13 protein-coding genes are annotated in these 13987 nt (G+C 72.4%); 4 read left to right on the forward strand and 9 right to left on the reverse strand.

Translation table 11 applies throughout. The features are described 5' to 3' along the window. Positions 1-382 (reverse strand): hypothetical protein (locus tag RBH18_RS23225; RefSeq protein ID WP_306211144.1); only part of this gene is annotated, 382 nt, incomplete at its 3' end. Here RBH18_RS23225 and RBH18_RS23230 point away from each other — a divergent pair. The 3 genes from RBH18_RS23230 to RBH18_RS23240 all read left to right on the forward strand — a co-directional run bounded on the left by RBH18_RS23230 (position 359) and on the right by RBH18_RS23240 (position 3797). Then, complete coding sequence (locus RBH18_RS23230; protein ID WP_306211146.1) at positions 359-2638, forward strand: FtsK/SpoIIIE domain-containing protein; 2280 nt, start codon at positions 359-361, stop codon at positions 2636-2638. The genes RBH18_RS23225 and RBH18_RS23230 overlap by 24 nt on opposite strands. Positions 2639-2833: 195 nt before the next feature. Further along, complete coding sequence (locus RBH18_RS23235; RefSeq protein ID WP_306211148.1) at positions 2834-3526, forward strand: hypothetical protein; 693 nt, start codon at positions 2834-2836, stop codon at positions 3524-3526. Between the two features lie 10 nt (positions 3527-3536). Then, positions 3537-3797, forward strand: coding sequence for a hypothetical protein (locus tag RBH18_RS23240; RefSeq protein ID WP_306211150.1), 261 nt, complete (start codon positions 3537-3539; stop codon positions 3795-3797). Here RBH18_RS23240 and RBH18_RS23245 read toward each other — a convergent pair. From RBH18_RS23245 to dacB, 7 genes are all read right to left on the reverse strand, one after another. Next, positions 3794-4195 (reverse strand): RidA family protein, encoded by a 402-nt coding sequence (locus RBH18_RS23245; RefSeq protein ID WP_306211152.1) that lies wholly within the window; start codon positions 4193-4195, stop codon positions 3794-3796. The genes RBH18_RS23240 and RBH18_RS23245 overlap by 4 nt on opposite strands. Before the next feature lie 4 nt (positions 4196-4199). Beyond that, positions 4200-4874, reverse strand: coding sequence for a GTP cyclohydrolase I FolE (gene folE, locus RBH18_RS23250; protein WP_372338970.1), 675 nt, complete (start codon positions 4872-4874; stop codon positions 4200-4202). After that, entirely contained in the window at positions 4871-6907 is a 2037-nt protein-coding gene (gene ftsH, locus RBH18_RS23255) for an ATP-dependent zinc metalloprotease FtsH (RefSeq protein WP_306211154.1), read from the reverse strand. Before ftsH ends, folE begins: the two co-directional genes overlap by 4 nt. Before the next feature lie 370 nt (positions 6908-7277). Then, positions 7278-7853, reverse strand: a complete 576-nt coding sequence (gene hpt, locus RBH18_RS23260) for a hypoxanthine phosphoribosyltransferase (RefSeq protein ID WP_306211156.1) — start codon at positions 7851-7853, stop codon at positions 7278-7280. Between the two features lie 128 nt (positions 7854-7981). Next, positions 7982-8935, reverse strand: coding sequence for a tRNA lysidine(34) synthetase TilS (gene tilS, locus RBH18_RS23265; protein ID WP_306211157.1), 954 nt, complete (start codon positions 8933-8935; stop codon positions 7982-7984). Position 8936: 1 nt separating this feature from the next. Further along, a complete protein-coding gene (locus RBH18_RS23270; RefSeq protein WP_306211159.1) occupies positions 8937-9995 on the reverse strand; it encodes a zinc-dependent metalloprotease in 1059 nt (352 codons plus the stop codon). A gap of 48 nt (positions 9996-10043) precedes the next feature. After that, a complete protein-coding gene (gene dacB / locus RBH18_RS23275; protein ID WP_306211161.1) occupies positions 10044-11456 on the reverse strand; it encodes a D-alanyl-D-alanine carboxypeptidase/D-alanyl-D-alanine endopeptidase in 1413 nt (470 codons plus the stop codon). 419 nt (positions 11457-11875) lie between these two features. On the opposite strand from dacB, the gene RBH18_RS23280 reads away from it, so the two are divergent. Continuing rightward, entirely contained in the window at positions 11876-12388 is a 513-nt protein-coding gene (locus tag RBH18_RS23280; RefSeq protein WP_305787455.1) for an inorganic diphosphatase, read from the forward strand. A gap of 147 nt (positions 12389-12535) precedes the next feature. Here the strand turns inward: RBH18_RS23280 and eccD are convergent, their stop codons facing one another. After that, entirely contained in the window at positions 12536-13912 is a 1377-nt protein-coding gene (eccD, locus tag RBH18_RS23285) for a type VII secretion integral membrane protein EccD (RefSeq protein WP_306211164.1), read from the reverse strand. Positions 13913-13987: the final 75 nt, after the last annotated feature.

A 13987-nucleotide genomic window follows, 5' to 3' on the forward strand; every position in this document is an offset into this window, starting at 1 on the left:
GCTGGGAAGATTGACCGTCGGCTGGTGCAGGGTACGGTTTGAGCGCACATACGGAGGTGTGGCGGTGGATTCGACGGGGCGTACCGGTCAGGCCGCGGCCCTGCACCGCCAGGCTCAGGCGACCGTGGCTGCGGCGGCGGCGGCGCTCGAGGGGCCGGTTCAGCCGGGTGTTGATCTGGTTGAGCAGCAGCGGGTCGCCGAGCAGTTGCGGGCGGCCGCGGCCGAGGTGGCGCCCGGCTGGCTCGGGGCGCCGCTTGATGCGTTGTCGCCTAGCACGCCGCTCGGTGGGGAGTTGCCGCCGCGGTTTGTTCGCATCGGGATGGCTCAGCCTCTCGATGATGTGCGTTTTCCCGCGATTGTGCCGTTGCTGGGCATCGGGCATCTGACCGTCGACGCGGACGGGCGGGATCAGCGGGTGGCCGCCCTGCTGCGGAGTCTGCTGCTGCGCCTGTTGGCCGCGGCGCCGCCCGGGTCGCTGCTTGTGCGGGGCGTCGACGGCGCGGGCGGGGGCACGGTTTTCGCGCCGTTCGAGGCGTTGGCCGATGCGGGGCTCATGGCGCCGCCGGCGACCGATCGGCAGGGTTTGCGGGAGGTGCTGAACGAGGCGGAGAAGTGGCTGCGTCCCGCCCGGGGCGCGCGTGGGCGGCGGGACAGGCTGCTGGTCATTGTCATTGCCAGCCTTCCCGAGTTGACCGAGGGCGGCGATCTCGTACGCATAGCCGCCCTGGCCCAGCAGGGACCGGACTCGGGCCTGCACCTGATCGTGGCCGGCTGGCCGCCGCCTCCGCTGACCGCCGACACCACTCAGCCGCCGCTGCCCCGCACGACGCAGGTCGCGCTCCGCAACCCGTACGCCGTCGTCGGTGATCCTCCGGGCGGCACCTTCGGGTCCGTGTCCGAGGCGACCTGGTTGAACGCCCCGGTCTTCCTGGACGAGGATCCGCCTCCGCATCTGGTCGACGCCGTGTGCCGGGAGCTGGCGGCGCATTCGGTCGCCGCGAGCCAGGCGACGCTGGCCGACCTGTTGCCGGAGACGCCGGAGGAGCAGTGGACCGGGGACGCCGGCGACGGCCTGGGCACCACGGTCGGCTACGACGGGGACACGCCGGTCGTGCTGCGGTTCAACGACTTGACTCCACACTGGATGGTCGGCGGGCGGTCCGGCGCCGGCAAGACCGCCTTCCTCATCAACGTGCTCTACGGCCTCGGCGCCCGCTACAGCCCCGACGAGCTGGGCCTCTACCTGCTCGACTTCAAGGAGGGCATCTCGTTCGCGGAGTTCGTGCCGACCGCCCGGGACAGGACCTGGCTGCCGCACGCCCGGGCCGTCGGGGTCGAGTCCGACCGGGAGTACGGGCTGGCAGTCCTGCGCGAGCTCGACGCCGAGATGACCCGGCGCTCCGTGGCGTACAAGCGGGCCGGGGTGACCCGATTCGCGGATCTGCGGGCCGTGGCCGCCGAGGAGGGCCGGGGCAAGCCGATGCCGCGGCTGCTCTGCGTCATCGACGAGTTCCAGGTGCTGCTGGCCGGCAACGACACGACGGCCGGGGAGGCCGTGCAGCTGCTGGAGTCCCTGGCGCGCAAGGGCCGCTCGTACGGCATCCATCTCGTCCTCGCGAGCCAGACCGTCCTCGGCGTCGAGGCCCTGTACGCCAAGCGCGACTCGATCTTCGGCCAGTTCCCGGTCCGCATCGCGCTGCCGGGCGGCGGCGACGTGCTGGAGCCCACGAACGACTCGGCCGCCGGCCTCCCCCTGGGCACCGCGGTGGTCAACACGGCGGGCGGTCTGGGCGGCCCGCGCGGCGCGACCCGGGGTCATGAGCGGGTCGTCCGCTTCCCCGATCCGCACGCCGACCGCAAGGCCCTCAGCGACCTGCGGCACCGGCTGTGGGGTCTCCGTGACCCCGAGGCCGCGCCGCCGCGCATCTTCGCCGGATACGCCGACCAGCACCTCGCCGACGACCCCACCTACCGTGCCGCCCTCGCCGGCCGTGGCGGGCGCCCGGCGGCGCTCGTGGGCCGGGTCATCGACGTGGCCTTGTCCACCGCAGCGTTCCCGCTCGACGCGTCGCCGGGCCGGCACCTGGCCGTGTTCGGCTCCCAGCCGCGCGGCGCCGAGGTGCTCGCCGCGGCCGCCCGGAGCGTGGCCGCCTTCCACCCGCCGCGCACAGCTCGCTTCGTCCTGTCGTCGCTGGTGGCCGAGGGCGACGAGCTGGTCAAGGAGCTGGCCGCCGAGATAGCCCACCGGCAGGAGGTGGTCGTGGCGGACGCGGCGGCCCTGCCCGCGGAGCTGGACCCCGGCCAGCCGGGTTACCGCGTCGTCTTCGGCCTGGACGCGGCCGCCCCCGGCACGATGCCGAAGCTGCGCCCGCTGTTGCGCGAGGGGCCGGCTCGTGGCGCCCATCTGCTCTCCTGGTGGCGGGGCCTGCGCCGGTTCTCGGAGGAGACCGGGGGCAGCACGGGCCGCGAGGACGTGGCCGGTCTGGTCTTCCTCAACGTCCCCGGTCAGGAGGTGGCGCTCATGCTCGGCCGGCAGCTGGACTGGCAGCCTCGCGACAACCGCGCGCTCTTCCATGACCGCCACGCCGACCGCACGGTCACGATCGTCCCGTTCGCCGAGCCGGACCCCGATGCGTGAAGCCGACCGAACCCCGGCGCGTGAAGCCGGCCGAACCCCGACACGTGAAGCCGACCCGACCCCGGCGCGTGAAGCCGACCGAACCCCGACACGTGAAGCCGACCCGACCCCGGCGCGTGAAGCCGACCGAACCCCGACACGTGAAGCCGACCCGACCCCGATGCGTGAACCACTGCGAGACCCCGAGGCTGAGCGATGAGTGACGAACCCGGCCCCTGGGCGGACTACCTCGCGGCGGCGCAACGCTTGGACGCGCTGCGCCGTGCGGCGTCCTCGGCGGCGGGCGAGCAGGCGGCCACCGTTCAGGCCGCGCAGCAGGAGCTGGCCGCCGTCCAGGCGCGCCTGGCGCCCCAGCGCGCCCGCCTGGTGGGCGATCTCGGCGTCCCGGAGCAGGAGTTGGTGCCCCAGCCCGCCGAGCAGGCCCTGGCGGCTCAGGCGGTGGCGGGCGGTCCCGCGGCGATCCTGGCGGCCCTCCGGCAGGCGTACGCCGCAGCCGACGCCGCCGACGCCGGCATGCTCGGCCCGGCCCCGGCCGTCGCCCTGCGTCCCCTGGCCCGGAACCTGCTCATCTACGGCCCGTTCGCCGCCGCCGTCCTGATCATCCAGATCGTCCTGTACCTGGTGGCGCCCTCGGGCTCGCTCCCGACCTACGCCCTGCTGTGCGGGCTCAGCATGCCCGTGCTCGCCTTCGGCCTCGGCTGGCTCACGATCGGATTCGTCTACGGCGGAGGCGGAGGAGGAAGCGGCGGCGGAAGCGGCGGCGCCGGCGGCGGCGCGGGCGACGACGGGGCCAAAGTGGACCGGACTCCCCTGGCCGGCGCGATCATCTGCCTCACGCCCGTCCTGCTCACCTGCATGGGCGTGGGCCTGCTGGCCTTCATCAGATAGGAGTCGAACCATGGCGAGCGTCGAGCAGGTCAAGGCCAACGTCGCGGCAAGTGTCGACGGCACCCAGCGGGCGATCACCGGCATCCAGCAGGTCAACGAGCAGCTGGACGAGGCCCTGGCCCGCCTGCGCATCACGGCGGTGGGCTCGCTGCACCCCTCGGTCGCGGCCGCCATCGCCCACCTCGAGCAGGCCCGCACCCGCATGGACGAGGCCGCCACCCTCGCCCGCGCCGCCATCGACAGCGCCGACGCCTACCGCATGATCGTCTAGGCCGGAAGCGCAGCGGTCAGGTCGACCTCGACGAGCTGCCCCGCATACCCGAGCGCCGTCACTCCCAGCAGCGTCGAAGCGGTGCTGAAGGCCGGTCCGAGGTCGGAGGCGACAAGCCGCCGCCAGACGTCGCCCAGGACGACGTGGTCGGCGCTGACGACGTAGACCACGGATCGCACCACGTCGGAAGCCGTGGCGCCCGCCGCCGACAAGGCCGTCAGACAGTTGGCGACGACCTGATCCGTCTGAGCGAGGATGTCACCCGGAACCACCTGGTCGGACGGGTCGACCGGGCATTGACCGGCCAGGTGTGCCAGCCGCCCGGCGGAGGAGATCGTCACGTGGCTGTAGCCGTCGGGCGCGTGCAGCTCGGGCGGGTTGAACCGGTCGACCGGCACGGGGTCACCTCGCGTTGATCAGGGCCATGGCCTCGGCGCGAACCTTGCCGTCGCGCTGGAAGGCGCCTCGGACGGCGGAGGTGACTGTACGGGCCCCGGCCTTGCGGATGCCACGCATTTCCATGCACAGGTGCTCGCACTCGAGCACGACGATGACGCCCCGCGCGCCGAGCTTCTCGGTGAGCAGGTCGGCGATCTGCGACGTCAGCCGCTCCTGGACCTGGGGCCGGCGGGCGAAGACCTCGACGAGACGCGCCAGCTTCGACAGGCCGGTGATGCGCCCGTCGACGCCCGGGATGTAGCCGATGTGGGCCACGCCCTTGAACGGCAGCAGGTGGTGCTCGCAGAGGCTCATGACCTCGATGTCGCGGACGAGCACGAGCTCCTCGTGGTTCGCCTCGAACGTCGTGGTGAGCACCTTCGCGGGGTCGACGCGCAGCCCGGCGAAAAGTTCGGCGTAGGCGCGGGCGACGCGGGACGGCGTGCGCTGCAGACCGTCACGGTCCGGGTCCTCACCGACCGCGATGAGGATCTCCCGGACCGCCTTCTCGATGCGCGCCAGATCGACGGCGTTCTCGACCGGGGTGCCGGTGAGCTTGCCGTCGATCAGACGCGCGGCGAGATAGTCCAGCTCGTCGTCGGAGTCCGCGGGCTCCGTCGCACTGGCGTCGGTGATCAGTGCCCCTCCACGTTGCCGTTCGGGTTGATGTCGGACGGCGTGGCGCTGCTGCCGCCGCCGACCGCGATCTGACCGTCCGCCTCGGCCTGCGCCTTGAGCTTCTCGCGCTCGGCCGGGGTGAGCACCGGGGGCGCCTCCGAGGGGAGCCGCTTGCCGAAGCCGTTGAAGGGCGACATGGGCGCGCGCTTCGCCACCCGGGCGCAGATGCGGTCCATGTCCTCGCGGGTGATGGTTTCCTTCTCCATCAGCTCCAGGACCATGCTGTCGAGCACGTCGCGGTACTCGACCAGGATCTCCCAGGCCTCGTCGTGCGCCAGCTCGATCAGCGCGCGCACCTCGGAGTCGATCTCGGCGGCGACGCTGTCCGAGTAGTCCCGCTCGTGCCCCGCGGTGCGGCCCAGGAACGGCTCGTCGTTGTTGGTGCCGTACTTGACGGCGCCCAGCTTCGAGCTCATGCCGTACTGCGTGACCATGGCCCGGGCCAGGCCCGACGCCTTCTCGATGTCGTTGCCGGCGCCCGTGGTGGGCTCGTGGAAGACGAGCTCCTCGGCGGCGCGGCCACCCAGCGCGTACGCCAGCGTGTCGATCATCTCGGCGCGGGTCTGCGTGTACTTGTCCTCGGTCGGGAGCACCAGCGTGTGACCCAGCGAGCGGCCACGCGGGAGGATCGTCACCTTGTGCACCGGGGCGGAGTGCGGCAGCGCGTAGGCGACCAGCGCGTGTCCACCCTCGTGGTAGGCGGTGATCTTCTTCTCGCTGTCGCTCATCGCCCGGGTGCGGCGCTCGGGGCCGGCGATGACGCGGTCGATCGCCTCCTCGAGGAACTCGTTGGAGATCGCGCGCTTGTCGTGGCGCGCGGTCAGCAGCGCGGCCTCATTGATGACGTTGGCCAGGTCGGCGCCGGAGAAGCCGGGGGTGCGCCGGGCGACCGAGTCGAGGTCGACGTCGGGCGTGAACGGCTTGCCCTTGGCGTGCACCCGCAGGATCGCCTTGCGGCCCTCCATGTCCGGGTTGTCGACCGGGATCTGGCGGTCGAAGCGGCCCGGGCGCAGCAGCGCGGGGTCGAGGATGTCCGGCCGGTTGGTGGCGGCGATGAGGATGACGCCGCCCTTGGTGTCGAAGCCGTCCATCTCGACGAGCAGCTGGTTGAGCGTCTGCTCGCGCTCGTCGTGCCCGCCGCCCATGCCGGCGCCGCGGTGGCGGCCGACCGCGTCGATCTCGTCGACGAAGACGATGGCCGGCGCGTTGGCCTTGGCCTGCTCGAAGAGGTCGCGGACGCGGCTGGCGCCGACACCGACGAACATCTCGACGAAGTCCGAGCCGGAGATCGAGTAGAACGGCACCCCGGCCTCGCCGGCGACGGCGCGGGCCAGCAGCGTCTTACCCGTGCCGGGCTGGCCGAAGAGCAGCACGCCCTTGGGGATCTTGGCGCCGAGCGCCTGGTACTTCGCCGGGTTCTGCAGGAAGTCCTTGATCTCGTGCAGCTCCTGGACCGCCTCGTCGGCGCCCGCCACGTCGGCGAACGTCGTCTTGGGCATGTCCTTGGTGAGCATCTTGGCCTTGGACTTGCCGAAGTTGAGCACCCGGGAGCCGCCGCCCTGCATCTGCGACATGAACAGCAGCAGCAGGATCACGAGGATCGCGATGGGCAGCAGGTTGACGACGAGGCTGAGCAGGATGTTGTCGCCGGAGACGGTCGCGTTGACCGTGCCGGTGATCCGGCCCGCGCTCTTGGCCTCCTGGACGTCGTTCCAGATCTCGTCCGTCAGCTCGTACGGATACTGGGTCTCGATCTTGTCCGTGGTCTTGCCGTCGAACCGCTCCGGGGAGGCCAGCTCGAGCTGGAGCGTCTGCTCCTTGTCCTCCTGGATGACCTTCTTGATCCCGGGCTGGTTGAGCCGCTCGAGAACCACCGAAGTGTCGACACGCTGGTAGCTGGGACCACTGGTGAAGAAAGAGCTCAGCGCGATCGCACCGAGGATCACCAGAACGATCCAGACCACCGGGCGGCGGAAGAAACGCGTACGTTCCATACTGTTGTCGGGCCTGGAGTGCGCCCGAACCCTCCTGATCGGCGTCCTGGTCACCTGGGTTATGGATCCCCGCCGCCGGCCGCCGGGAAGGGCGAACGAGCCGCGGAGACGCTGCCGGAACGAATAACCGCCGGGCCGCGAGGCAAACCCCCTGCAGCCCGGCTGTCGACGCCCGGCCCCGCCGGCGCTCGTGACTCTGCGCCATCGGTCATTCGACGGTACACCGTGGGTGCCTTCCGCGACTCCGTGAGCCCGCCCGGTCGCCACCTCCGGACCACCGGAAGTTCGCCCGAAAATTACCGTAAAGCCGGACAATACCTCCCGCGGACGGGGCGATCGGGCGTTTTCTGAGAGTCAGCTGGGAAGACGTTCAGCTACGGGCGTAGACCTCGGGCTTGAGCACGCCGACGTACGGCAGCTCGCGGTAGCGCTCGGCGAAGTCGAGACCGTAACCGACGACGAACTCGCTCGGGATGTCGAAGCCGACGTACTTGGTCGGGACCGGCACCTTGACCGCGTCGGGCTTGCGGAAGAGCGCGACGACCTCGACGCTCTCCGGCGCGCGCGACTGCAGGTAGCGCATCAGCCACGACAGGGTGAGCCCGGAGTCGACGATGTCCTCGACGATCACCACGTGCCGGCCGCTGATGTCGCTGTCGAGGTCCTTGAGGATGCGCACCACCCCGGAGGACGTGGTGCCGGAGCCGTAGGACGAGACGGCCATGAATTCCATCTCGCAGGGCGGGCCCTGCCGTCCGAGCGCACGCGCGAAGTCCGCCATGAACATGACCGCGCCCTTGAGCACGCAGACCAGCAGCACGCCGCCCTCGGCGTCCGCGTAGTCGGCGGCGACCTGCTTCGCAAGCTCTTCGGTCTTCTCGCGGATCTGCTCCTCGGAGATGATCACGCGGTCGATGTCGGCGTCGTACCAGGAGCCGTCTGCCATGTCGTCAAGCCTGCCGTATCAAGTGTGTCGCGCGCGGGCGGGGGGAGCACTCCGTGCCGGGACAAGCGCAGGTTATCGGGCGAAACACCCCGCAAGCGACCCGGTCGTGCCACAGACAGTGACAACTGTCACAGGATCACCCGCACGAGATCACCCGCCCGCCGCGCGATGTGGACAGCCCCGGGCAACGCGACGTGCCCCTGACCGTGCCAGTCGGTCACGAGAGCATCCAGCGCGGCCACATGCCGATGGGACAGCGCGGCCCCCGGCACCCCGAGCTCCAACGCCCACGCGTGCAGCACCCGGCCGCGGATGGCGGGCGACAAAGCCGACAAAACGCCGACAGCCAGCCCGGCGGGAGACCGCGCGGCGCCGAGTGCCACGACAGCCTGCCGGTCCAGCTCGGCGACATCCAGAGCCAGCAACGACGCCGTCCGCGCCAGATTTCCGACCACGCCCGGCCCGAGCGCGGCCACCAGCGCGGGGACCACCGACGATCGCACCCGCGCCCGCGCGTACGCGGAATCGGTGTTGTGGGGATCCTCCCAAGCGACCAGGCCGAGCGCCGCACAGGCCTTGCGCGTGTCGGCCCGCGACACGTCGAGCAGGGGACGGACGAAAATCCCCCGCCGGTACGGCATCCCCGCCATCCCGCGCGGCCCGGCACCCCGCGCGAGCGCCAGCAGCACGGTCTCCGCCTGGTCGTCGCGAGTGTGCCCGAGCAGCACATCGGCCTCCCCCGCGACCGAGGACAGAGCCGCATAACGGGCATCCCGCGCCGCCGCCTCGGGCCCTCCGGCGGAGCCCACGTCAACGGTGGACACCACCACCGGATCGAGGCCCACCGACCGCGCCCAGTCGGCCACCGAGGAGGCGCGCTCGGCCGAGCCCTCCTGGAGCTGGTGGTCCACGGTCACCAGCCCCGCGGGCACGCCCATGCGCGGCGCGACGAAGGCCACGGCCGCCGCGAGGGCGAGCGAGTCCGCGCCACCCGAACAGGCGACCAGCACCGGCGATCCCGGCGTCAGCGCCCGGCGGACCGCGGTGCGGATCGTGGCGACCGGCGCCGGGATGCGGGCCACGTTACGAGGCGAGGCCCACCGGGCCGTGCACCCGCGCGACCCACGCGTCGGGGTCGCCCAGCTCGTCGAGGCGCGGCAGGGTCAGCGGGGAGCCGAAGACCTTGTTGAAGCCGGCCATGCCGACCCGGTCGACGACCCCGTGGACGAACTTGCGCCCCTCCGCGTACTGCCGCATCTTGACCTCGATGCCCAGCACCCGGCGGATGGCCTTCTCCAGCGGGTTGCCGCCCTCGCGGCGCTGGTTGAACTTGGCGCGGATGGCGTCGACCGAGGGCACGACGTCGGGGCCGACCCCGTCCATCACGAACTCGGCATGCCCCTCCAGCAGCGTCATCAGCGCGGTGAGCCGATCGAGCACCGCCTTCTGCGCCGGCGTCTGGACGATGTCGATCACCGAGGAGCGGCTGTCCGGGTCACGCAGGGCGTCGGACAGCGTGGCGACGCCGCGGCGCAGCCGCTCGAGGATGTGCTCGCCGCCCTGGGAGGCGTCGACGAAGGCCTGGACCTCGCCGAGGAAGTAGCCCCGCATCCACGGCACGGCCTGGAACTGGGTGAGGTGGGTCACCTCGTGCAGGCAGACCCAGAGCCGGAAGTCGCGCGGATCGGCGGCGAGCTTGCGCTCGACCTCGACGATGTTGGGCGCGTTGAGCAGGAGCTGGCCCGGCTCGGCCGAGAAGACCTCGTACTGCCCGAGGACCCGGCCGGACAGGTAGGCCAGGACGGTGCCGGCCTGCACGCCGGTGACGCGGGAGCCGATCGCGTCGGCCACCGGGCCCGGCTGCTTGTCCCCGGAGAGGCGGCTGACCAGCGGGATCATCACTTCCTTGAGCCCGGCGAGGTTGACCGCGGCCCAGTCCTTGCGGTCGACGATGCGCACCGGCGGCCCCTCGGTCACCGGGGTCAGACCCGTGTACGCCGCGACGTGCCGGCGGGCCTCGTCGGTGAGCTCGCGCAGCTGCGCGACCACCTGCGTGGCTTCTTCGTAGGACACCGCGGGGCCGGATTTGCTCAGCGCGCCCGCGGTGGCGGCGGCCAGATCCCAGTCGACGAACTGCGCCATGAACCCACCGTACCCGCGGACGACCAGCCGCCCACCCCGGGAAAACCCTCAACTGCAGCCGCAGGACACCAGGGTCGTCGCGAGTTTGTCGAGGGCCGCCCGGGCTTCGATCGCGTTCGCACCCGTGGCCATGAAGGCGAAGAGGAGCAGGCGCCCGTCCCGGGTCATCAGCTGCCCGGCCATCGTGTTGACGCCGCTGAGCGACCCCGTCTTGGCGCGCACGATCCCCTGCCCGGCCTGGTTCGGCTCGGGGGTGGCGAAGCGGGTGCGCAGCGTGCCCGACCAGCCGGCCACCGGCAGCCCGCCCAGCATCGAGCTGACCTGCGGGTTCTTGCCGCTCGCCGCGAGGGAGAGCACGTCGGTCAGCAGCTCGGGGCTGATGCCGTTGTGCCGCGAGAGGCCGCTGGCGTCGTACAGGTCGGCCTCCTCGCCCGGCAGGCCCAGCTCGTCGAGCTTGTCGCCCATCGCCTTGGCGGCGCCGTCGAAGGACGCCGGCTGCCCGGCGGCGAGCGCCACCTGCCGGGCCATGGCCTCGGCCAGGACGTTGTCGCTCTGCTCCAGCATCCAGTCGACGATGTGCACCAGCGGCGGCGACTGCACCGCGCCCAGCTGGGTGCCGGCGGGCGCCTTGCCCCTGCTCACCGCGCTCTCCGGGAGGCCGAGCTGCTGGGCGAAGGCCCTGCCCGCCGCCAGCGCCGGGTCGGTGAAGCGCCGGTCGCCGCCCCGCTCGTTGTGCACGGGCTCGACCCGCCCGGCGTTGGTCATCAGCGCCTGGATCCGGGCGACCTGGCCGCCCGAGATCAGGCCGCCGTCCCAGCCGGTGCCCATCTCGGGCCCGGTGTAGAGCGACGTGTCGACGATCACCCGGGTCGGCTGCTGGGCGCCGAGGGCCTGCTTGACCTGGGCGGCGAGCTTGTCCAGCCGGGCCGCGCCGGGGAACTGGTCGTCGGCGTCGACCGCGAGCGTGGGGTCGCCGCCGCCGATGAGCACGACCTCGCCCGGCTTCGCCCCGGCGACAACCCGCGTGGTCAGCCGGTAGGCCGGGCCGCGCGCGGCGAGCACGGTCGCCGCGGTCAGGAGCTTGGTGGTGGAGGCCGGCGTGGTCATCGTGCCGGCGTTCTTCTCGAACAGGACGTCGCCGGTCAGGCCGTCGACCACGGAGATGTTGGCGGTGCCGAGGGACTTCGCGGAGACCAGCGGGCCGATGGCGGCCGCCACGCCGGACGCGGTCGGGGCGGTGGCGCCGGCCTCGGCCGCCACGAGCACCGGCGTGGGGGTCGGGTCCGGCGTGGGGACGACCCGGGGCTGCGCCGACGGTTTCGCCGACAGCCAGCCCTCGACGGGTCCCGGCCGCACGACCAGCACCGCCGCGGCGAGGACGAGCAACACCACAACCGACAGACCCGACACCACGAGCGTACGCCGGGAGCGCCGCTTGCGTCCTTCGGCAGCCTCCGCCACCGGTGTCCCGTACGTGCCACCCCGAACCTGCTGCCCGGATACAGCACTTTGCCCGGCTTGAGGCGCTTCCGCGGCGTACTGTCCAGGGAACCGCGGAGCCGCCGGTGTCTCACTGGCCGGAACCGCCGCTCGACCGTACGTTCCGCCCGCCGCCCGCGGAGAACCAGGAGCATCCGGGGCAATTCCGGCGCCCTCTACCGGAGACCGCCCCTGCTTCGACTCCGACACGCCGTCGTACTCGGGAGTGTTCTGTGAATCTTGCCTCCCCACACGCCCCTCCTCCGTACGGACCGGCAGACTTAGGAGACACTACAAACATCCGGCACACCGGTGCGCGCGGATCCGACGGGGCCGAGTCCCCCGCTCCGCCGCACGGATCATCAGCCGGTGACCAGGCCGGGCGAACAAGGGAGCGAACTATGGATTTCGACATTCTCGTTGAGATCCCGAAGGGCCACCGAAACAAGTACGAGGTCGACCACAAGACCGGTCGCATCCGGCTCGACAGGACGCTCTTCACCTCGACGCAGTACCCGGCCGACTACGGCTACATCGAGGGCACGCTGGGCCAGGACGGCGACCCGCTGGACGCGCTCGTGATCATCCCCGAGCCGACCTTCCCGGGCTGCCTGGTGCGCGCCCGCGCCATCGGCATGTACCGGATGACGGACGAGAAGGGCCGCGACGACAAGGTCCTGTGCGTCCCGTTCGAGGACCCGCGTCAGGAGCACCTGCGCGACATCCACCACGTGTCCGAGTTCGACCGCATGGAGATCCAGCACTTCTTCACGGTCTACAAGGACCTCGAGCCGGGCAAGTCGGTCGAGGGCGCCACGTGGGTCGGCCGCATGGAGGCCGAGGAGGAGATCCGCGCCTCGTTCAAGCGCGCCGAGGCGGCCGAGGCCGAGCACGGCGAGCACGACGAGCACTGATCCGGGCAGCTTCTCCGGGCGTCCACCGGCCTGGGCGAACGCCCCTCGGGCGGGCACCGTCCCGCCCACCCCGCACGACCACCGCACCGGGCCGGTGGCCGGCTTCCGAGCCGAGCCCCCGGCCCGGCGCGCGTCTCACCACCCGGCTCACAGGGTGACCTGGGAGACCAGGCCGTAGAGGCCCACCACCGCGCACGCCACCGGGATCACCGCGATCACCGCGAGGCTGTCCAGCAGGTCCGCCGCCCGGCCGAGATAGGGCGAGGGCGGCCGCCGGGACCACGCCACCCCGGCCGCCACGACGAGCACGGCCAGCACCACCACGGCCGCGCCGGCCACGAGCAGCACCGTCGGACCGGCGTCGCGCACGAGGCCCGTGCCCAGCGCGAAGAGCCCGATCAGGCCGCCCGCGATCAGGGGCACCCGCTGCCGTACGGTCACGAACAACCGCGACCGCAGCAGCAGCGCGGCCACCGCCAGCCCGGCCAGGATGCGCGCCGCCGTCCCGCCCGCGGCGAGCACGACGAAGGCCCCCGCCGCCGTGACGGCGTGCCCGATCAGCATCCCGGCCAGCGCCTCCTCGGTACGCCCGACCGCCACACCCACCCGCGCCCGGTCCGGGGCACCGCCCTCCGGCCGGTCGTCCGGCCCAACCGGCGCCGGCGCCCGCACCCCACCGAGCCGGATCGCGAGCACCGGCAGCAGCCCTATCCCGCACACCAGCACGCTCATCAGCACCGCCGCCGCACCCGCCGCCGAGGTCACCAGCCCGGTCAGCGCCGCCAGCGCCGCCAGTAGCCCCGCTGTCACCCCGGCGGCGAAGATTCTGCGCACCGCGGCGACTCCGGCGCCGGCGAGCACGGAGAAAAGCAGCAGCGCAACGGCTCCGGTCAGCAGGCCCGGGCCGTCGAGCCAGGCCAGCCCGGGAAAGGGACCGCTGCCGGCGGGGATCAGGACGGATCCACCGGCGAAGGCGTACGGCAGCGCCGCACCGCCCAGCACCGCCCCGGCCGCCCGGTCCCCGTACGCCCGGGAAGCCGTCGTCCCGGCCAGTGTGAGCAGCACCGCACCGCCCAGCCCGACGCCCGCGCCCAGGCCCCATTCCGGACCCGCCGCCAGCACCGCGAGCGCGCCCACGGCCAGCAGCACGCCCGCCCCGGCGAGGGTGGCGACCCGGGTGGCGCCCGGCGTCCACGTCGTGCTGCGGCGGCGGGCTTCGTCGGCGATCGCCTCGACCACGTCGTCGTACTCGAGCTCCGGCCAGCCCGAGCGGGCCGGGCGCAGGTAGAGCACCTCGCCGTCGCGGATGCCCTGCGCGGCGAGCGCTTCGGCGGGGGTGAGGGGCGCGCCGTCCGTACGCCGTAGCACCCACCCGCCGTGCCGCTCGCCGTCGTCGGCCAGCTCCTCGCCGGCGTGGCGCAGCACCTCGGGCAGCAGCTCGGCGAGCGGGACGTGCTCGGGCAGGGCGACGTCGAGGCGGCGCCGCGGCGCGCTGATCGTGACTCGGGCGAGGCCCAGGCTCACGGCACCTCCCATCGACGAACCTGAGGCTATCATGAGCGCTGTGTAACGTATCGAGTGCTCTCAGTTTCCAACAGG

Origin of the sequence: Actinoplanes oryzae (assembly GCF_030757795.1) — a bacterium.
Taxonomy (GTDB): domain Bacteria; phylum Actinomycetota; class Actinomycetes; order Mycobacteriales; family Micromonosporaceae; genus Actinoplanes.

Bases quoted from the DNA above. Each gene is read 5' to 3' on its own strand.
- RBH18_RS23280 (WP_305787455.1), top strand. From the start codon at position 11,876: ATGGATTTCGACATTCTCGTTGAGATCCCGAAGGGCCACCGAAACAAG.
- ftsH (WP_306211154.1), bottom strand. From the start codon at position 6,907: ATGGAACGTACGCGTTTCTTCCGCCGCCCGGTGGTCTGGATCGTTCTG.
- RBH18_RS23240 (WP_306211150.1), top strand. From the start codon at position 3,537: ATGGCGAGCGTCGAGCAGGTCAAGGCCAACGTCGCGGCAAGTGTCGAC.
- hpt (WP_306211156.1), bottom strand. From the start codon at position 7,853: ATGGCAGACGGCTCCTGGTACGACGCCGACATCGACCGCGTGATCATC.
- RBH18_RS23270 (WP_306211159.1), bottom strand. From the start codon at position 9,995: ATGGCGCAGTTCGTCGACTGGGATCTGGCCGCCGCCACCGCGGGCGCG.
- RBH18_RS23235 (WP_306211148.1), top strand. From the start codon at position 2,834: ATGAGTGACGAACCCGGCCCCTGGGCGGACTACCTCGCGGCGGCGCAA.